The 19,618-nt window shown below is 39.7% G+C and carries 15 protein-coding genes; 8 read left to right on the top strand and 7 right to left on the bottom strand.

Going from position 1 to position 19,618, the window contains the following annotated elements; genetic code table 11:
* Positions 1 to 29 precede the first annotated feature (29 nt).
* Complete coding sequence (locus tag BM130_RS06410) at positions 30 to 1,775, bottom strand: response regulator (RefSeq protein WP_010527080.1); 1,746 nt, start codon at positions 1,773 to 1,775, stop codon at positions 30 to 32.
* Positions 1,776 to 2,404: 629 nt separating this feature from the next.
* Between BM130_RS06410 and BM130_RS06405 the strand changes: the two genes are divergently transcribed.
* Complete coding sequence (locus BM130_RS06405; protein WP_010527081.1) at positions 2,405 to 3,250, top strand: hypothetical protein; 846 nt, start codon at positions 2,405 to 2,407, stop codon at positions 3,248 to 3,250.
* Positions 3,251 to 3,287: 37 nt separating this feature from the next.
* Here the strand turns inward: BM130_RS06405 and BM130_RS06400 are convergent, their stop codons facing one another.
* Positions 3,288 to 4,397: an adenylate/guanylate cyclase domain-containing response regulator gene (locus tag BM130_RS06400; protein ID WP_010527082.1), complete on the bottom strand. Its 1,110-nt coding sequence runs from the start codon at positions 4,395 to 4,397 to the stop codon at positions 3,288 to 3,290.
* A 586-nt stretch (positions 4,398 to 4,983) separates the two neighbouring features.
* On the opposite strand from BM130_RS06400, the gene BM130_RS06395 reads away from it, so the two are divergent.
* Both BM130_RS06395 and BM130_RS06390 read left to right on the top strand, forming a co-directional pair.
* The gene (locus BM130_RS06395; protein WP_010527083.1) at positions 4,984 to 5,322 is read left to right on the top strand and encodes a DUF4870 domain-containing protein; all 339 of its coding nucleotides are present in this window, start codon (positions 4,984 to 4,986) and stop codon (positions 5,320 to 5,322) included.
* Positions 5,323 to 5,478: 156 nt separating this feature from the next.
* On the top strand, positions 5,479 to 5,925 hold the full coding sequence (locus BM130_RS06390; protein ID WP_029626532.1) for a hypothetical protein: 447 nt from the start codon (positions 5,479 to 5,481) through the stop codon (positions 5,923 to 5,925).
* 68 nt (positions 5,926 to 5,993) lie between these two features.
* Here BM130_RS06390 and BM130_RS06385 read toward each other — a convergent pair whose 3' ends face one another.
* From BM130_RS06385 to BM130_RS06365, 5 genes are all read right to left on the bottom strand, one after another.
* Positions 5,994 to 7,292 carry an NAD(P)/FAD-dependent oxidoreductase gene (locus tag BM130_RS06385; protein WP_010527085.1) on the bottom strand — a complete coding sequence of 433 codons (1,299 nt, stop codon included), beginning with the start codon at positions 7,290 to 7,292 and terminating at the stop codon, positions 5,994 to 5,996.
* Positions 7,293 to 7,640: 348 nt separating this feature from the next.
* Positions 7,641 to 7,913, bottom strand: a complete 273-nt coding sequence (locus tag BM130_RS06380; protein WP_010527086.1) for a DUF493 family protein — start codon at positions 7,911 to 7,913, stop codon at positions 7,641 to 7,643.
* Between the two features lie 105 nt (positions 7,914 to 8,018).
* Positions 8,019 to 9,338 carry a tRNA (N(6)-L-threonylcarbamoyladenosine(37)-C(2))-methylthiotransferase MtaB gene (gene mtaB, locus BM130_RS06375; RefSeq protein ID WP_010527087.1) on the bottom strand — a complete coding sequence of 440 codons (1,320 nt, stop codon included), beginning with the start codon at positions 9,336 to 9,338 and terminating at the stop codon, positions 8,019 to 8,021.
* Between the two features lie 129 nt (positions 9,339 to 9,467).
* Entirely contained in the window at positions 9,468 to 10,832 is a 1,365-nt protein-coding gene (gene miaB / locus BM130_RS06370) for a tRNA (N6-isopentenyl adenosine(37)-C2)-methylthiotransferase MiaB (RefSeq protein WP_044138541.1), read from the bottom strand.
* Between the two features lie 466 nt (positions 10,833 to 11,298).
* Positions 11,299 to 11,967 (bottom strand): ferredoxin--NADP reductase, encoded by a 669-nt coding sequence (locus BM130_RS06365; protein WP_010527089.1) that lies wholly within the window; start codon positions 11,965 to 11,967, stop codon positions 11,299 to 11,301.
* An 890-nt stretch (positions 11,968 to 12,857) separates the two neighbouring features.
* Here BM130_RS06365 and BM130_RS06355 point away from each other — a divergent pair.
* The 5 genes from BM130_RS06355 to hemC all read left to right on the top strand — a co-directional run bounded on the left by BM130_RS06355 (position 12,858) and on the right by hemC (position 19,482).
* The gene (locus BM130_RS06355; RefSeq protein ID WP_010527090.1) at positions 12,858 to 13,994 is read left to right on the top strand and encodes an AI-2E family transporter; all 1,137 of its coding nucleotides are present in this window, start codon (positions 12,858 to 12,860) and stop codon (positions 13,992 to 13,994) included.
* A gap of 1,034 nt (positions 13,995 to 15,028) precedes the next feature.
* Positions 15,029 to 16,390 (top strand): histidine--tRNA ligase, encoded by a 1,362-nt coding sequence (gene hisS / locus BM130_RS06350; RefSeq protein WP_010528372.1) that lies wholly within the window; start codon positions 15,029 to 15,031, stop codon positions 16,388 to 16,390.
* 89 nt (positions 16,391 to 16,479) lie between these two features.
* Positions 16,480 to 16,872, top strand: a complete 393-nt coding sequence (locus BM130_RS06345; RefSeq protein ID WP_010528373.1) for a hypothetical protein — start codon at positions 16,480 to 16,482, stop codon at positions 16,870 to 16,872.
* Between the two features lie 87 nt (positions 16,873 to 16,959).
* Positions 16,960 to 18,198 carry a glutamyl-tRNA reductase gene (gene hemA, locus BM130_RS06340; RefSeq protein ID WP_010528374.1) on the top strand — a complete coding sequence of 413 codons (1,239 nt, stop codon included), beginning with the start codon at positions 16,960 to 16,962 and terminating at the stop codon, positions 18,196 to 18,198.
* A gap of 360 nt (positions 18,199 to 18,558) precedes the next feature.
* Positions 18,559 to 19,482, top strand: coding sequence for a hydroxymethylbilane synthase (gene hemC, locus BM130_RS06335; protein ID WP_010528375.1), 924 nt, complete (start codon positions 18,559 to 18,561; stop codon positions 19,480 to 19,482).
* Positions 19,483 to 19,618: the final 136 nt, after the last annotated feature.

Genomic DNA, 19,618 nt, shown 5'->3' with positions numbered 1-19,618 from the left:
TCCCTTAACACTGCTATTTTTTGATAGTTCTATAAATGCCTCTCAATCATCCTTAATAATTCCTCCGGTTGAAACGGTTTACTAATGAAATCGTCCATGCCGGCAGCCAAACATCGGGTCTTGTCTTCCGGAAAAGCATTGGCTGTAACTGCAATAATCGGCGTATGCGTATCGGTACCTTGTTCTATTTCTCTGATTTTTTTCGTGGCTTTTAGTCCATTCATTATGGGCATTTGAATATCCATCAGAATCAGGTCGTATTTCATCCTTCCGAACTTATTGAGTACTTCTTTTCCATTGGAGGCTACATCAACCCGGTTTACTGAATCTTTTATGTATAGTAATATAATTTGCTGATTGCTGGAGTTATCTTCGGCTAGTAGTATGTTGGCTTCTTTTAATTTTTTTGCCGTCTTTGATGACTTTTCATTAATGTTTATGGCTGAATTAATATTGAGAGGCTCTATTGCTGTATTTAGACTGGTTGAAAAGCTGGATGTAAATTCAAAAACAGTTTTGTTCTTTTCCTGAAATATGTTAAATGTTTTTCCTTCGGCTTCAATAATTTTCATGGTGATGCCAAGGTCTAAATAATCAATGAGCCGACTGTGATTGATGCGATCGATATCCTTTGAATTATAAAATCCTTCTTCCGAAAATGGTGAATGTTGATCCGGAATTTTTATGTTGGAAATCACCTGAAACAGCAATTCTACATTTCCCGGAAGAGCTGGCAAGCGTTTTACTTTTACGGTGATTTGCTCATTGTGATGAGCTGTATTTTTTAAGATGCTATGGATGATGTTTAATAATATTTGCTTAATTTTTATACTGTTGCCTATTAATACATTGGGAATGGTTCCGGCGATGAATAGATTGAACCGAAATTTTGTTTCACCCGACTTTTTAGGTAATAACTGAAGTGTGTCATTTAATAAAGAATAGAGGTTAAAACTGGTGTTTTTTTCTGGAAAATGAAAAACCGTTTTCGAAGAAAAAACAAGATTGTTTATGGTATCTACTAAATTATTTGTGCTGGTTTGTAAGGTGTGAAAATATTCTCGTTGTTTCTCATCCATCTGTGTGTTTTCAACCATTTCGAGAATTCCCGTAATATTGTTTAACGGGATTCTTATCTGATAGGATATTCTGTTGATTAGATTTTCCTGCGCTCGGTATCGATTTTCTGATTCCAATATCTGACGGTCTTTTTCAAGCTGAACCTCAGATCGTATAAATTGAAATGTATAGCCTAAAATAAAGCTGGTTAAGTAGATGGCTATTAATATCACTTTTTCTTCAGTTGAATAGCTCATTAGCCAGCTATTCCCTATGGGAATTATAAAGTAGATTGATAACATTGCCAAAAACAACAATGACCAGTACCCGCCTTTCTTTCTGCCAGCAAGCATCAAGGAAACAGGTGGAAACAAGACAGCCCAAAATCCGTCGGACCCGGTATTGCCTCCGGTAATTATAAAAACCAAAAATGAGAGAAAAAGTATGGTTAATAATGACCATTGTGAATTTCGAGAGCCTTGATTCCGAAAAATGAAATAGCTGATGGCAAACATGGGTACAATTAATAAAAGTAAGACTGTTAATACCAGGTTTTCATCAATCAATGAGATTATTCCTTGAGTCAGAATAATGAAGAAAAAGATAAAATGAATAATATTCGTTAATAGAGACTTGGTCATGGTGGCCATGTCGTTTTTTTCTTCCTTTTCCGGAATAAATTGGCTGATTAATCTGTTAAGGATTTTAGTGAGCATGTTATTGGGTTTTATCTTTTGGGGTTTATGGTTCTTACTTTAAAGGTGTAAAACTTATTTTGTTAATTTTTATTGATTTACCAGAAAGCAGATAAACCAGTAGTTAACGTAAAATTTGTACGAAGAAAAAAATATTCCGTTATCTCAAAATTGCTTTTTACGATGGTTTTTTTCTCTTTTTTTGGTGGGCCGGAGGAACATTTAGTCCTCTAGAGGCCTCTTTTTCGCTGGTTTTTACTTTCTGTGCCGCCATTAATCATTCAATAGATTGTAAATTACAGAATCTTATGAATGTCCTTGCGAAGATAAACTTTATACGGATGAAACGAGCATGACCAATTTAGTTTGTCACAACAAAAACAGGTATACAAAGTGCACAGGCAGATGGTGGAAGAGGGTTTTAGTGATTAGTGGCGAATATTCAGGCATTAGTGTAAGCACCATTAATGACTGTTCACTAATCACTAAAAACTAGTTTTAAAATCCATTCAGCCAATGACTTATTTTGGATTTATGCAAATAAACAATGAAATGATGTAAAATATAAGGTTAAATATCGCATTTTTTTTGTTTATTTTTGAGCGAAAAGAGTTTTTATTATAACTAATCCAAAAAATATAGAAGATATTATGAGAAAATTACTTTTGTTATTCTTTTTAATGCCGTATCAATTTTTTGTTTCGGCTCAGGATCATGTGCCGGAATTAAAAGATTATCAGAATTTTGTTAAAACCAAAACGCTCGTTTTGCTGGAAAAGAATCCGATGAGCGATTTTAATCTTGTTATCCGTGAGGTTATGAAAAACACCTGGACGCTTACACCTTACGAATTTATTGATGATGCCCAATTTGAGGCCTACCGGAACAACCCCAATTATTCCTTTTTAATGATTACCATCGCTTCTTTCGATAAAGATAGAACCAAGGCGCGTTATCGTTTTTTAAGTCTGCTGATGGCCGAAAGAGGCAAAAGTGTCCGTGATATGCCAGATTTATGTTCTTTGCCTTTAAGTTATTTGCAGGTCGAAGATGATACATACAGTTACAAACTTGAAGCATTCTTAAGATTTATGCAAAATCACGTTCAATTGATGCTTGATGATCCTTCATTAATTGGCAGTGACCCTTTCAAATATTATAACCGCAAGAAAAAGGAAGAACTTGCCAATAAAACATTGTATTTAGTTAAAGACGATTTGGCTCGAGATATTGATACAGAAGCAGAAATACGCCAGATTTATCCTCATTCTTTTAAAATTGTTACGCCTGATGAGGTTGCTCAGGCGATTAAAGAGCGTCGTGAAGATGTGGTGTTTTTGCACAAGGTAGGACCGGAAAATACCCGCATCAGGGCCAGGGTGTATAAAGTTATTGTGGGTGCCGGCGATCCTGAAATTTATTATTTTGACTACCAGATGATGAAAAAAGCACAAGATGATGCTTTTCAGCTCAAAGACCTGAAAAAAATTCGTTAAGATATGGTATTAGTTAATCCTTAATGGATTTATAGCATTAAAAACCGGATGGTGTATTTGACTTTAACTGGTTGGATACCGCCGGTTTTTTTGCTTTATGAATATAATACATCTCAATCATGCCTTTCCCCTTTACTTTTTGGGGAATCCGACGTATAAATGTGTAGTATGGTTCTAATAGTTTTTTTGTTGATTCAGATATGTTGATCTGCATCGGTCCGCAATAACTTTGCAGACGGGCGGCCATATTTACACTGTCGCCGAAAATATCGTAAGAAAGATTATTTTCGCTGATAAAGCCCCCAATGACATCCCCCGAATTAAGGCCTATGCGTACTTCCCATTGTACCCCTTTTTCCTGGTTACGGTTAATGATAAAATCGCGCATCTCCATGGCTGCCTTTGCGGCTTTCAGGGCATGATCTTCCGTACTCTTAAACAACCCACTTGCTGCCAGATAGGCATCGCCGATGGTTTTGATACGTACACATTGGTGTTTTTGAGATATTTCATCAAACCGGGTAAAGATAATACGAAGCTCTTCCAGTAATTTCCTTGGCGACATGCGGGTAGCTTTTTCCGTAAAGTTAACCAAATCGGCCATCAATACGGTAACATTTTTATATGGCTGAGGCTGTATTACTATCCCTTGGGTGAGTAGCTTCACCACTTCGGCAGGTAAAATACTTTGCAAAATGTGTTGGGTTTTCTTTTGCTCCTCTTCCAACTGTGCTTTCTGCTCTTTTAATGCCCGAAGGGTTTTAGAAAGAGTTAATGCCGACCGAACACGGGCTATTAATTCATCTCTATTTATGGGTTTACATACGTAGTCTACGGCACCTTCTTCCAGCGCCGATTTTACCCTTTCGCCTTCTGAAAAACCTGAAATGATGATTACAGGAAGGTCCTGGGTCTTTTTATGGTGCTTTAAATTTTTTAGAGCTTCCAGTCCCGATATTTCAGGCATTTGCCAATCCAGTAGTATTAGGTCGGGCGTCTTCTCAAGGGTTAAACGATAGGTCTCATAGCCATTTCTTGCTCTAAGAAATTCTGTTTTTTCATCCAGTGATGTCAACTGTGCCTTGATAAATTCAGCTTCGCTATCTACATCGTCGGCAATTAAAATGGTTAGTTTGGTGGTAGGCATTTTTAGGATTTTGATTAATTATTAGGTTTGATTAAAAACAAAAATAATACTTAAATATTAATTATTATAACTCAATTAGTGATTGTATTTTTGTTTAAAGTAATTGTAAGTTGTTGAAGTATAATTTGAAAACAATATTGTTTTTGGTTGTTTAGTGTAATGTGAGGATATGATATTTGACGAACTGTTTAATTTTTTTGATATAACGATATTTTTCTTCCGTTATTTTTCAATTCAACCAACCATTTATTAAGATTTTGGAATTGTTGGGGTTAACCATTCTTACTGAGTTGGTATTGAACATCTATTTTTTGTAACATATTAACGAATTAAACTGCTTTTACTCAATTTGAATCCATTTTCTGTATACCTTTGTTTAAAATCAAAGGGCAGAAGTTACCATAATTATTAAATTCATGCCCTGAATGGACTTCGTATGGTCTTAAAAAATTGGTTGAGGTTCTTATTGTGTCCCTAGAAATCATTTTTGTTACATTAATAAATTTGGTGATATTTCAAGTTTATTATTGGGGACCGAAAGGAAATTAGATGTTAAATATTTTATATGTGTAAAATTTATTTGTCTATGATGTCAGAAGAGAAAAATTGGGGAATGTATTGTCATTTAGCGGCCTTTGCCGGTTTAATTTTTCCAATGGGGAATGTGCTGGGCCCCTTAATTATCTGGATAATAAAAAAGGATGAATATCCATTTGTGGAGCAGGAAGGGAAAGAGTCCCTTAATTTTCAGATTACCATCTCTATAGCAACCATCATTGCAAGTTTGCTGAGCATTGTCCTGATAGGCATTCCTCTTTTGATTGCGATAGTGATACTGTATATTATTTTTGTTATAAAGGCTATTATGGAAACCAGTGAGGGACGTCCATATCGGTATCCTTTCAATCTGAGATTAATAAAATAGTTGATTGAGGAATCGATTTAAGTCCGGTTCATATATCCTGACTGATTAAAAGGAAAATAAAAGTCGTTATTAGAAGACCGACAATAAAGGATAAATTTGTCTTTTATTGCCGGTTTTCTTATTTTTACCCTGTTTTTTTATAAATCAACTTTACATATGAGACTAACTGCTTTTGGAGGTATTGTAATTCTGATGTTTTGGACAGGGGCCGTTTGCGCTATTAGTTTTATGGAAGCCTGGATAAAATTTCAGGCTCCTGGCGTAACCTTACCTATAGGTCTAAGCATAGGAATGCGTGTCTTTCGGGCACTAAATCTGCTTGAATGGTTATTAGCTGCCGGTTACATGTTTGTTGTCGTCCGGGAATATTCAGGAATAAGTAGTGGAATAAAATGGTTTTCCGGTGTTGTTGTTTCTATATTGCTTGTGCAAAGTTTTGCGTTATTGCCCGTTCTTGCAGAACGCGCCGTGCGAATTATTAATGGAGAAACGCTGCCCGGATCTCCTGTACATATAATATATGTTGTACTGGAACTTATGAAAGTTATTGCTCTGGTAGTTTTATCTTTTAAATGGTATCGCAATAGTAACGTTAAGGCTTGAAATGTCAAAGTAATTAGCCTTGATGGTGGAATAACATTTTCGGTATCAAAAGAACAATTGTGCTGATTTTATCTTTTTTCTCCGGATTGACCCGGCGGAGTTAAAATCAGTCGTAACGATGTATTTTTGGTTATATAAAGCCATCCCCAGTTGATGAAGATTATGAGCTTATTCCTAACGCTCAGGATGAGCATCAGGTGCAAAAACATCCATATCAGCCAGGCAGGATAGCCTTTGAATTTCATGAAGGGAAATTCTACCACCGCTTTATTTCTGCCAACGGTAGCCATGGTCCCCAGGTTAGTATATTCGTAATCCTTAAGGGGTTTGTTGAGGAGATGACGCTTCAGGTTTTTAGCCAGAAGACGTGCCTGATTAATGGCTACATTGGCAACTTGAGGATGTCCTTTGGGGTATTCGGGCGTTTCCATGTATGCAATATCGCCAACGGCAAATATGTTATCGAATCCGAAAACTCTATTATGCCGGTCTACTTTTATTCGGTTTCCGGCCACTGTTACGTCGGTGGGAAGTCCTTCAACGGTTCGTCCGGTGACACCGGCAGCCCAAATGACATTCTTAGCCTTTATTTTATCCCCTGTGCTTAGGGTTAAGGTTTCACCATCGTAATTGTTTACCAAAGTATTGGTTTGCAGGATGACACCCATTTTTTTAAGGTAGCGGGTGGCCGCTTCGCTCGATGAAGGACTCATATTTCCCAGAATACGATCGCTACCCTCGATTAGCCGAATGGTGAATTTGGAAAAGTCTACATCATGATAATCTTTGGGTAATATTTCATTCTTTATTTCTGCAAAAGCACCGGCCAGTTCCACCCCTGTGGGGCCACCGCCTACTATGGCCAGATTGAGCAGGCTTTTCCGCTCTTCTTTGGGGGCAGCGATCACCCTTTCAAAAGTTTGTAAAATATGATTTCGAATGGTTATGGAATCATACGTTGTTTTTAGGGAGTAGGTGTTGTCCTGAATATTTGGATTGCCAAAATAATTGGTTCTGCAGCCTATTGCTATTACCAGATAATCATATTCAAAATCTCCAATGTTGGTGGTGATACTTTGCTTTTCCGGATTTATCCGAACCAACGAAGCCAGGCGAATCTGAATGTGCTTCTTGCCTTTGAAGATATTCCTAAAGGGAAAAGAGATACTGGCCGGCTCTATTTGTGAGGTGGCTACCTGATAAAATAAGGGTTGAAACTGATGATGATTGAGGCGGTCTATCAATAAAACATTGAAAAGCCGATGGTCCAGATTCCGGGCAAGCTGAAGACCTGCAAAGCCACCTCCCACCACAACGACTCTCTTTTTATGGTCAACCTTATTTTCCTCAGCTCTGATAATTTTCATTCGTATAAAATTTACTTATATAATTAGTTTAAAGTCCATTATGGCCATCCCTCACCCCTTAATCCCCTAAAGGGGAAATTTACCAACCCGCAATCATAAAATCGATAAATCTCACTTCTGCCTTCTGCCTGTGCACTTCTGCCTATATCATTTTATACATGTCCTTTTGTGGCAACAGCCGCCATGCTCGTTTCATCCGTATAAAATTTACTTACTTCATTGAAATATTGTTTCTTAAAAGAAGTTATTAGTGGTTAGTCGTTAGTCACTAGTTATTTAACACTAACCACTTGTTGACTAATGACTAATCACTTCTTCTGCCTTCTGCCTGTGCCCTTCTGCCTAATATTAAAGTGCCAGTACGCCTTCAATGGCCGTAGCTTCCTGGGTTATTTTTACGATGTCATCGGGATGATGCATTTCTGCCTTACAGGTTACTGCCACATAGTGAAGACTTTTGGTATGGTTGAACGACACTTTCCCGGTTTCCGGCAGCAGAGAAACCACTTTATCCACTTTCCCGTATTGATTGGGCACGATAAATTTGAACATGTAGACCTGAGGCCATTCCCTTATCTCATCCAATATTCTTCTTAACCCCCGGTAATCTTTTAATGCCATATCCCCTCGTTTAAATGCTGAAATTGTCTTTTGGGTCTGTTATTTCTCTTTATATATCTTAAATCTATGAATCTTATATCTGAGAATCTAACATCTTTCTCTCCCTTATTGTTTGTTTACCAAAGATAAAACATCGCCGGTTAAGATGCATTTATCATCCAAATAGTCGAGGTTTTTTGCGGTAACAGTTACAAAAGTGTTTTTTTCCGCTTGACCGGATTTAATTCTGAAAGGAATGTAATGTTCGCCGTAACCATGTGCCCATCCGTCCCGGTCAATTTTTTCTATCAACACACGTTGTTGTTTCCCGATAAATGAAGCGTAATAGCGTTCTTTGTTTTTTTCGGCAATGTCTCTCAACATAGCCGAGCGCTCATTTTTAATGGTCTCCGGCACCTGGTTTTCCATGCGTTCGGCCCGTGTTCCTTTGCGCACCGAATATTTAAAGGTGTGGACATGGCTAAACCCAAAGCGTTCAACAGCATCCAGGCTGGCCGCGAAATCTTCATCTGTCTCGCCGGGAAAACCCACTATCATATCGGTGGTGAAATTAAAATCGGGTCGGATGGCCCTGAAACGTTCCAATATGGAAGCAAACAGCTCTAAATCGTACATGCGGCGCATCCGAAGCAACACCTTGTCTGAGCCGCTCTGCAAGCATAAATGCAGATGAGGCGCCAGCTTGGGATGAGTAAACAGGTCGTAAAATCTGTCGCCAAAGCCATCAGGTTCTAATGATGATATGCGTATCCTGAAATCACCCGGTAGTTCCAGTATGGCTTCCAGTACGTCTTCAAAAGTTTTATCCTCCCACCTATAACGGCCAATGTTGACACCCGTTATCACCAACTCTTTAAAGCCATTATCCAGAGTCTTTCGAACCGTATCAATAATTTGCGGTAGCGGCCGGCTTACGGCACGGCCCCGTACCATAGGAATTATGCAAAATGTGCAAAAATTGTCACAGCCATCCTGTATCTTGATGGCACTGCGGGTATGCAGACTTTTATCTACGGCACTAAACCGAAAAACATCGCCCTCGAAATCGGAGGGATGGATAATTTCGCCCTTTAAATGAGCATCCACCAGTTCCAGTATGTTCCCTTTGCGATTGTTTTCGACCACATAGGTGATTTTTTTCTCGTTTTCGAGCTGTTCTTTATGATTATTGACCATGCAGCCGGTGGCCACTACCACGGCGCCCCGGTTGTTGCGGATGGCCTGGCTGATGAGGTTGCGTGATTTTTGGTCACTCTGGTTGGTCACCGTGCAGGTGTTTACCACCACCACGTCGGCTTTTTCTTTGAAATCGACAATCTGATATCCCGCTTTGTCGAATTGCGATGCAAGGGCATCGGTCTCGTATTGGTTGAGACGGCATCCCAATGTTTTAAATGCTACTCTTCTAATTTTTTCCTTTTCCATGATATTCTCTCATTCTGTTGGTGGGGTGATGTTTGCCAATGGGTTGGGACGATACGGTTACGGGATGATAATCCGTTGTTATCTGGACGGATGATAATCCGTTTCTGCTGGACGGATCTTAATCCGTCGCTACGTGGCCGGATGATAATCCGTTTCTACCGGATTTTCTTTTAATTCGCCACTGAGGGACATGTCAGCGGCAGAGGTGATTTGAACATCCACCATTTGTCCTAATAATTCAGGAACATAACGGTCAAGGCGTACCGTTATTTTGCCTTCGGTCAATCCGTTACTGAATCCGGTTTTGCGGTCCTGCCCAGTAACGAGCACCCTGAGGGTTTTACCTACCAGACTTTCGTTGTATCGGCGCGTATGTTTTTTCATGGCTTCCGACAAACGGTGATGACGCTCTTTTTTTACTTCCAGAGGCACATCATCGTTCCAACGGTAACTGGCAGCACCGGGACGGGGAGAATACATGGCAATATAGGCCATGTTAAAGCGGAATTCTTCTACTGCCGCCAGTGTGTTCTGAAATTCTTTTTCACCTTCACCGGTAAAGCCTACAATGATATCGGTAAAGAGGGTGGCTTGAGGTAATAGCTCACGAATGTCATTTACTATTTGTCGGTATTTTTCCATTGTATGGCGACGGTTCATCTTAATCAGGATTTTTTCGTCGCCACTCTGCATGGGCAGATGAATCTGTTTGGCCAGACAATCATATTGCGCAATCACTTCAATTACCTCTCTTGTCATATCGTGCGGGTGCGGTGAGGTAAAGTAAACCCAAAACTCTTTCCCCGACCGGTTTCCGAGTTCACCAATCTCTCTCAGTAATTGGGCAAACGATTTTTCAGCGCCTTTCTTGTCCAACCCGTACGAGTTCACGTTTTGCCCCAACAGGGTGATGGATTTATATCCTTTATTGATGAGCTGCGATACTTCTTCCAAAATTTCTTCCGAGGGTCGTGACACTTCTCGCCCGCGTGTGTATGGAACGGCACAGAATGTGCAAAATTTATCACAACCATTCTGAATGGGCACAAAAGCCTCAAACGATGAGTGGTATTTGGGTTTTATGCCCCACAATCCCAATATGTTTTTGTTTTTAGGCATCAATGGTTCGGGCGTACGCAGTGAGGCTTCGTTAACTACCCCGTAGTTGCGAATCATATCGGGTAGCTGCGACAATTCACTCATGGGAAAGATGATGTCGAACAGCTTCAGAAATTTTTCCTTGTCGGCCGGAAGAATACAGCCCGAAATAAAGGTGATAAGGTTTCGGTGGTTCTTCCAGCGGTTCCACTTGGCTATCTGGTTGTATACCTTGTCGATAGGCTTTTGTCGGACCGAACAGGCCAGTATGCCCAACAAATTGGCTTCTTCTTCCTTTTCGGTTCGTTCGTAACCCATACTTTCCAATACTGCACTTACCCGCTCGCTGTCGGCAATGTTCATCTGGCAGCCTAATGTTATGAGGTGATACTTCATTCGTATAAATTTTACTTACTATGTTGATATATTGATTCTAAATAGTTATTAGTGGTTAGTGGTTGGTTGTTAGTTACTAATAGATTATCACTAATAACTGGTTCACTAATGACTATTGACTAATAACTAATCATTTCTTCTTTTTTCTGCCTGTGCACTACAGTTTTTGTTTTTTATCCATGTTCTTTTGCTATAACCGGATGTTGTCGTGCTCGTTGCATCACCGAATGTCATGCCTGCGGCATTTTTAGGATTCCGGCATATCCATTCTACCATAATTTTATGCCTGCGGCATCAAAAAGACCTGACCATAGGGTATCCCCACTACCGTTTGGGCTTCGTCAGACGCCACATTATGTTAGAATCTTCAATCCCTTATCTAACGCCCTAACGCCCTAATAACCTATTGACCTATTGGCCTAATGACCTAATGTCCTGTTGGCCTAACAGTCCTTCTGCCATCTTTTTAAAAATAAACTTCACAGTGAATTTGTTCACGCGAGAAACCTTTATCTTTCAGTATGTCTATGGCATCAAATATCATGTTGCTGTTGCCGCAAAGGTAAAATTCTGTATTTGGTTCAAAATTCAATGTTTTCAAATGTTTGGTTAAACGACCGTGCACATGCCCCGATTTGTCGCCCGACGTACATAGGATATAACGTTCCGGGTGATATTCTTGTTTATCGTACGCTTCATGTCCGTATCTTACCCCGTGAATAATTTTATAATTGAGATTTGGATAAGTACGTACCATGCTTCTAAACGGAGCAATACCAGTTCCGGTAGCAATGAGTATATGGTTGTTTGTTTCAGCTTTGCCGGCATCGATGACAAATTCGCCGAAGGGACCGTCAACTTCTACCAAATCGCCCGGCTGCAAACGTGCCAGGCGTCGGCTGAAATAACCTTCTTTAACTACCTTTACTAACACATCCAGTGTTTCATCGTGCTCACCGCTATAGATAGAATATTCCCTGCTTTGGGTATCCCCCGGTATGGCCAGTGTGATGTGCTGTCCCGCACGAAAGGTGAATTTTCCTCTCGGCATTTTCAGCGAAAATGTTTCATCGGTGAGCCACCGTAGGGCCGTAATCCTGAAATAACTTTGCTCTATGTCGGTAACCTGCAACATGTTTTAAAATAATTCTTTGGCCCGCAAAGATAATGTTTTTGAAAATAAAGGATGAGAAAGTCCTGAATTATTTGTTTTCTTCTTGCTCTTGTTTCATTATATTCGTAGATGTATTATAAGACTCGCCGGATATTTTTATTTTTTTTGATTATTATTGGTTTGGAAAAATGATTAGGGTTGTTCTTAAATTGGTGGATGCCTTGCCTGTTGATATATATTTTGCGGGGAGAATGATATTTTCTCGGTGAATACGAAAATTTTTCGGTGAAAGTCAAAATTTGACGGTGAAAATGAAAATTTCTCGGTGAATACGAAAATTTGACGGGGATTGTCAAAAATTCGCGGTGAAAATGAAAATTTTTTGGTGAATACGAAAATTCGAAGGGGAATGTCAAAAATTCGTGGTGAAAATGAAAATTTCTCGGTGAAAATGAAAATTCGACGGGGAATGTCAGAAATTCGTGGTGAAAATGAAAATTTTTCGGAATTGACGTAAAATTGAGGGTGATGACCGAAAAATCATGTTGAAAATGAAAAGCTGTCGGAGATTGTGAAAAAAACACGAGAAAAGGAATATGCGGTTGCAAAAATCGTTTTTTGTCTGGTGGTTCATTCGTATATAATTTATTTAACTCATTGGCCGAATGGAACTCGCATGGCTTAAAAAATTTATACATGTCCTTTTGTGGCAAAAAGTCGCCATGCTCGTTTCATCAGTATAAAATTTTTCTAAGTTATTGGTCTGATGGAACTCGCATGACCTGAAGTTTATACATGTTCCTGTTGTGACAAGCTTTCCTGGTCATGCTTGTTTCAAAAATTTATAACCGGTTTTGTGTTAGGAATTAATTTGAATTAGTAAAAAGTAAAACAGGAAAATTATTAATGACATGAAGAAAGGCTTGGAAAGCATACGTTCGGAACGGCGCTATTTAATAGCCCAGCGGATGAGTTACAGTTTGCTGGCCATTATTCTTTTTATTTATGGGTTAATAGCGGTTCGGGATTTTTTATGGCCTATCGCTTTCGGATTTTTGTTGTCTTATTTGTTTTTTCCTGTGGTAGATTGGTTAGAGCGGCATAAGTTTCCGCGTATATTGGCCAATTTAATTGTCATTGTAACCGGTCTGGGAATATTGTTTACGTTGGGGCTTTTGGCCTTTAGTAAAATATCTTCGGTGGCTAATGATTTACCGCGATTGGCCGAGGCCGGTATGCGAAAGCTGGCCGATTTTGTTGCAGATATTAGTGCTCATTTCGGTTTCGACCGTCAAGAAACTAAAATGTTGATTAAGGAGCAGATAGGTAACATGTTGTCGTCGGGGGGGCAATATTTTCAAAATATTTTTAATTCGACGGCCAGTATCATTGTCAGCTTTGGCCTGTTGCCAGTATATATTTTTCTGTTTTTGTTTTATCGGAGCAAATTTGCCCGTTTCCTGATAATGAATTTCGGGTATGAAAACCGTTACAAAGTGATTTCCATATTGAGAGAGATATCACATGTGTTTGTACGTTATATGGCCGGGGTGTTGATGGTGGTGATAATTCTTTGCATCATTAATTCAACGGGTTTGTGGATTGTTGGATTGCGATATCCCATTGCTTTTGGGATTATATCGGCCATGTTTAATTTCATTCCCTATTTTGGCACGCTGTTAGGTGGTGCCGTCCCTCTAATTTTTGCATTAATTGGTGAAAATGACCCTGCCCTCGCTTTTAGAGTTGTCATTTTGTTCGGTATTGTTCAGTTTATTGATAACAATATTCTTACACCCAATATTGTGGGCGGAAATGTACGGGTGAACCCCTTTTTCATCATTACCGGATTATTGGCTGCAGGCTTTATATGGGGTATTCCCGGCTTATTGCTCATTGTTCCTTTTTTGGCAATAACCCGAATAGTTTTTTCACATATCGATTCAATGAAACCCTTTGCTTTTCTGCTGGGCGATCAGGGGACTGCCAAACATTCTCTGACACTTGATAAATTCAAAAAGCTTTGGCGGAAAATAATCCGAAAATAATGTTTGTCACCAGGTATATTCATCAGTATAAATTTTATCTAATTCATTGGCCTGATGGAACTCGCATGACAAAGAGTTTTATACATTATCTTTTGTGAAAATCTCTCATTGTCATGCTCGTTTCATTCGTATATAATTTATTTAACTCATTGGCCGAATGGAACTCGCATGGCTTAATAAAATTTATACATGTTCTTTTGTGGCAAAAGTCGCCATGCTCGTTTCATCAGTATAAAATTTATCTAATTCATTGGTCTGATGGAACTCGCATGACCAAGAGTTTTATACATTATCTTTTGTGAAAATCTCTCATTGTCATGCTCGTTTCATTCGTATGTAATTTACTTATATAATTAGTTTAAAGTCCATTATGGCCATCCCTCACCCCTTAATCCCCTAAAGGGGAAATTTCCCAACCCGCAATCATAAAATCGATAAATCTCACTTCTGCCTTCTGCCTGTGCACTTCTGCCTATATCATTTTATACATGCTCTTTTGTGGCAAAAGTCGCCATGCTCGTTTCATCAGTATAAAATTTATCTAATTCATTGGCCTGATGGAACTCGCATGACAAAGAGTTTTATACATTATCTTTTGTGAAAATCTCTCATTGTCATGCTCGTTTCATTCGTATATAATTTACTTATATAATTAGTTTAAAGTCCATTATGGCCATCCCTCACCCCTTAATCCCCTAAAGGGGAAATTTCCCAACCCGCAATCATAAAATCGATAAATCTCACTTCTGCCTTCTGCCTGTGCACTTCTGCCTATATCATTTTATACATGTTCTTTTGTGGCCAACGTCACCATGCTTGTTTCATTCTTAATCCGTGCAGGGGAACAATGTTTACTTATACATAGTCCAAAGCCAACAAAAGCAAGGAATTTGTAATCTTTTGCGGAAGCTGTTTTTAAGTTTAAATTTCTTCCCATCCGGAGAATGCTAATTATTGTCAATTTTAAATATATTGTTCTTTGACGGTGAATAATTTCTAAATTTGCTGCCGAATCTAAAAACAGAAACATTAAAATGGCCAAAAAACCATCCATCCCCAAAGGGACTCGTGACTTCTCGCCCGCCGAAATGGTAAGGCGCAACTATATTTTTGACACCATTAAGGGTGTATTCTGTAAATATGGCTATATGCCGTTGGAAACGCCTGCTATGGAGAATCTGGATACCCTTCTCGGAAAATATGGCGATGAAGGCGATAAATTGCTTTTTAAAATTTTGAATTCGGGCGATTACCTTAAAAAAGCCGATGAAACGCTGCTGGCCAATAAAGATTCTAACCGATTGACCGGACAAATATCGGAAAAGGGGTTACGTTATGATTTGACGGTTCCCTTTGCCCGTTTTGTAGTACAACATCAGGGTGAGCTTACGTTTCCCTTTAAGCGCTATCAGATACAGCCGGTATGGCGGGCCGACCGTCCTCAAAAAGGCCGCTACCGTGAATTCTTCCAATGCGATGTGGATGTGGTGGGTAGTAACAGTCTGCTCAATGAAGTGGAACTGATTCAGATTGTGGATGAGGTGTTTCGAAAACTGGGAATCCGGGTGGTTATAAAACTCAACAACCGTAAAGTGTTGGCAGGAATTGCCGAAATTATTGGCGAGGCAACCCGTCTGACCGATATTACCGTGGCCATTGACAAACTGGAAAAGATTGGTCTCGAAAAGGTTAATGCCGAACTGGCGCAAAAAGGCTTATCAGCTGAGGCTATTGATAAGCTGCAACCTATCTTGTCGCTGAGTGGTTCCAATTCTCAAAAGTTGGAACAACTGAAAGAAATACTGGCCGGGTCGGAAACAGGACAGAAAGGAATTGATGAAATAAGTGAAGTGTTAGATGTATTAAAAGAACTGAATTTAGCCACTGACGTGGAATTGGATCTTACCCTCGCCCGTGGGCTTAATTACTATACCGGTGCCATCTTCGAAGTAAAAGCTCTCGATGTGGAAATTGGTAGTATTACCGGCGGTGGACGATATGATGATTTAACCGGCATCTTCGGGTTGAAAGATGTGTCGGGCGTAGGTATTTCATTCGGTGCCGACAGAATATACGATGTAATGAATCAGCTTGACCTTTATCCGCCGGAGGTGACTTCTGCTACACAACTTATGTTTGTTAACTTTGGAGCTGTTGAAGCACGCTATTGTCTGCGACTGGCCGGTGAGTTACGGCAAAAGGGGCTCAGAGTGGAAGTGTTCCCCGACAATGCCAAATTAAAGAAACAGATGAATTATGCCCATAAGAAAAATATTGGATTTGTGGCACTGGTAGGCGAAGAAGAGATGAATAAAGGCATTGTTACCCTGAAAGATATGAATAGTGGAGAACAACGGTCTGTAAAGCCTGAAGAAATTGCAGAGATAATAAGATAATAATTGTAAGCCTTTGTTCTTTTTTCTTTTTTATCCCTGCTCAAAATTACTATCTTTGTTTTTTCAGGTAATGAGCAACCTTTTTTGAAATGTTTTTATTAGGCATAGCAGGTTCTGTACTTCCTTATTTTCTTGCATTGGGAATGGTGCTTATTTATTCATTGGAAGCACCGGCCCAAAAGCCTGATTATGCCTTCAATTCTGATAACAGCAAACGCATAATCCGGGAGCATCAGCCTGATAGGTTGTTGATTTTATCGCCTGAAGGTCCGGATTTCCGGGTTGCCTCACATGAGTTTAAAAATTGTCCATTAAAAAAGTGTGATCGCAAAGAAAAGGAGAAAGCGCATCCCCAACGGATTACTTTTAGTTTTTCCCGAGTGGTGAGGGCCGGCCGCCATTTGTTGCGTTCGGAACTTGTTAAAAGTCAGCTTTCCGGGTTTTGTTGGTCAGGACTTTCACCTCCCTGTCGAATCTGTTAGGATTTACTTCTTCCCATTCGAAGATGCTACCGGCATATTGTCGGTTATATTCATTTCAATAGTTAATATCCAATACCATGTATAAAAATGATTGGAATAATCGGATTAAGTCATAAATCCGCCCCGGTAGAGGTGAGAGAGCGGTATGCCTTTAATAATGAGGATATTAAAAAGTTGTCTGCCTCTATTTTGGCTCATCAGCAGATAGATGGCATAGTAATATTATCCACCTGTAATCGTACCGAACTTTATTTTTCGGCCCGTACCCAGTGCCTTAGTGGTGCCATAAAATTGATTAATAAATGTTTGTTGGACTTTTCGGGCGATGAATCCATAAACAAAGAGTACTTTTACCATTATTTCAAACGCGATGCGGTAATACATTTGTTTAGGCTTATTTCCGGTTTGGAATCCATGGTCTTCGGTGAATACCAGATCGTTTCACAGATTAAGGATGCCATGGAATATGCCAGAGAGCTGGGTGCTATGGATAAAGTGCTGAATCGCCTTTTTATCAAAGCCCTTGAAGTGGGGAAACAGGTGAGATCGCGTACCGGAATAAGCAGAGGCGCTTTCTCGGTAAGCTATGCCGCTGTGGAAAAATGCCGTGAACATTTTTCTGATCTTCACAAACGAAAAATTCTTCTAATTGGTGCAGGTGAAACAGGCGAGCTCGTGGTAAAAAACCTTTTTAAGCGCGGTTGTCAACATATATCCATTGCCAACCGGACCCTTTCCAAAGCGCAAGAGCTGGGACAACGTTTTAATGCCCGTATTGTTCCGTTCGATGAGCTTGCCAGTGCCATTCCCAAAGCCGAAATAGTGATTTCTTCTATTATTGGGGAATATATGATTAATCAATCTTTGCTTGGAGGTAAAGCTCCTGAGCATAAAGTGATGATGATTGACCTGGGAGTCCCCAGAAATATTGACCCCGGCCTGGCAGAGATGAAAAATATTCGTCTGCTTAATATTGACGATCTTAAAAAAGTGGTGGTACAAAACGAAGAGAAAAAGAAAAGTTACTTCGATACGGCCGAACAAATTATCGAAAGCAAAACAGATGAATTTCAGCAGTGGTTGGCTACCCTTAAATTATCGCCGACTATTCAAAATATCATAACCTCGGTTCATCAGCTTAACAATGAAGGTATAGAGGCTTTTCGTTCTTCCAAATCGGAGGAGGAAATTGATATGATGAAAAACTACGGTGAGCACCTGGCGGATAAACTGAGCCGAAAACTGATTAAGAATCTTAAAGAAACCACCCAAAACGGACAAAAAGAGGAGCTTATTCAGGTAATTAACAAATTGTTTGAATGGTAAAAGATTAATGTGTCAGATTTTTAGATTTTAGATTTATAGATATTAAGAATCTTTCAAGTTGAGGTAAAAGCCGAATTAGCCTAAAGGATTGGGACAATTGAGGGGCTGAAGGGATTGAGGAGATTGAAAAGATTGAAGGGATTGGTATACGTATTTCAAGTTATTGTTACTGTAAAACATTCATTTTATATCTTGTATCTAATAATCTAAACATCTTGTATTTGATGTACAAAATAAACTAACCACTAATGACTAGTGACTAATAACTAACTACTGTTCATTAACTATAAGATTCATAAGGTCAGTGAGTTAATTTGATTTTTTGCGAATAAACCAGATACATAAGGGTGTTAAAAAATAATGACCAAAGAGACAATAAATATAGGAACGCGAAGCAGTAAGCTGGCGTTGTGGCAGGCTCATCAGGTGAAAGACGCGCTGATGCGTTGCTTTCCAGAAATGGTTGTTAATATCATTCCATTTAAAACCAAAGGGGATGCCGTTTTGGAAGTAGCATTGTCAAAAATCGGCGATAAAGGACTGTTTACCCGGGAAATAGAAAATGCTTTGTTGAACGGTGAGGTGGATATTGCCGTTCACAGTCTCAAAGATTTGCCTACCGACTTGCCGGAAGGACTGAGGTTAGGTGGCGTCCTGCCCCGGGGTGAAGTGCGGGATGTTTTGGTGTCGCGGGACGGACGCTCACTAAAAGAGTTGACATCCAACGACCGAATTGGCACGTCGAGTCTTCGGCGACAGGCACAAATTCTGCATAAATATCCCTATCTTAAAGTGGTGGATATTAGGGGTAACGTAGAAACGCGACTGCGAAAAATGGAAGAAGGGCTTTGTGATGCTTTGGTCATGGCCGGTGCAGGCTTCATCCGTCTCGGACTGGAAGAAAAAATTACCGAATTTCTTGAGCCCGAAGTGATACTGCCTGCGGTAAGTCAGGGCGCCGTGGCCATGGAGATACGGTCAGACGATTCCCTTGTATCGGAAGTTGTGAAAGCCGTAACGGATGAAATGACTTTTTTAACCACCAATGCCGAGCGGGCATTTCTTAAAACCATTGAAGGTGGGTGTCAGGTTCCGGTTGCTTGTTATTCTCAATTGGTGGGTGACAACATGCGTTTAACCGGAATGATTGGAGCAATCGATGGCCGCATACTGTTACGTGAAACCGTTGAATGCAAACAGGCAGAGGCGCAAAAATGTGCCGTTCAGCTCGCCCAAAAATTATTGAACTCAGGAGGACGACAAATTCTCGAGACTATTAGATAAACATAAGGGGGGCTTAATCAATAATAAAAATGAAACGAGCATGGCATGAAGGTTTTCCACAATAAGAACATCTATAAACGACACAGGCAGAAGTGCACAGGCAGAAGGCAGAAGAAGTTTTTAGTCATTAGTCGAC

The sequence above is a fragment of the Thermophagus xiamenensis genome (assembly GCF_900112795.1).
GTDB classification, from domain to species: domain Bacteria; phylum Bacteroidota; class Bacteroidia; order Bacteroidales; family Marinilabiliaceae; genus Thermophagus; species Thermophagus xiamenensis.
The sequence above is the reverse complement of the archived record's forward strand: the minus strand, read 5'-3'. Positions and strand labels throughout refer to the sequence as shown.

Coding starts and splice junctions, on each gene's coding strand:
- BM130_RS06395 (WP_010527083.1), top strand. CDS start 4,984: ATGATGTCAGAAGAGAAAAATTGGGGAATGTATTGTCATTTAGCGGCC.
- miaB (WP_044138541.1), bottom strand. CDS start 10,832: ATGAAGTATCACCTCATAACATTAGGCTGCCAGATGAACATTGCCGAC.
- BM130_RS06380 (WP_010527086.1), bottom strand. CDS start 7,913: ATGGCATTAAAAGATTACCGGGGGTTAAGAAGAATATTGGATGAGATA.
- BM130_RS06405 (WP_010527081.1), top strand. CDS start 2,405: ATGAGAAAATTACTTTTGTTATTCTTTTTAATGCCGTATCAATTTTTT.
- BM130_RS06365 (WP_010527089.1), bottom strand. CDS start 11,967: ATGTTGCAGGTTACCGACATAGAGCAAAGTTATTTCAGGATTACGGCC.
- BM130_RS06400 (WP_010527082.1), bottom strand. CDS start 4,397: ATGCCTACCACCAAACTAACCATTTTAATTGCCGACGATGTAGATAGC.
- hemA (WP_010528374.1), top strand. CDS start 16,960: ATGATTGGAATAATCGGATTAAGTCATAAATCCGCCCCGGTAGAGGTG.
- BM130_RS06385 (WP_010527085.1), bottom strand. CDS start 7,292: ATGAAAATTATCAGAGCTGAGGAAAATAAGGTTGACCATAAAAAGAGA.
- BM130_RS06410 (WP_010527080.1), bottom strand. CDS start 1,775: ATGCTCACTAAAATCCTTAACAGATTAATCAGCCAATTTATTCCGGAA.
- hisS (WP_010528372.1), top strand. CDS start 15,029: ATGGCCAAAAAACCATCCATCCCCAAAGGGACTCGTGACTTCTCGCCC.
- mtaB (WP_010527087.1), bottom strand. CDS start 9,338: ATGGAAAAGGAAAAAATTAGAAGAGTAGCATTTAAAACATTGGGATGC.
- hemC (WP_010528375.1), top strand. CDS start 18,559: ATGACCAAAGAGACAATAAATATAGGAACGCGAAGCAGTAAGCTGGCG.
- BM130_RS06345 (WP_010528373.1), top strand. CDS start 16,480: ATGTTTTTATTAGGCATAGCAGGTTCTGTACTTCCTTATTTTCTTGCA.
- BM130_RS06390 (WP_029626532.1), top strand. CDS start 5,479: ATGAGACTAACTGCTTTTGGAGGTATTGTAATTCTGATGTTTTGGACA.
- BM130_RS06355 (WP_010527090.1), top strand. CDS start 12,858: ATGAAGAAAGGCTTGGAAAGCATACGTTCGGAACGGCGCTATTTAATA.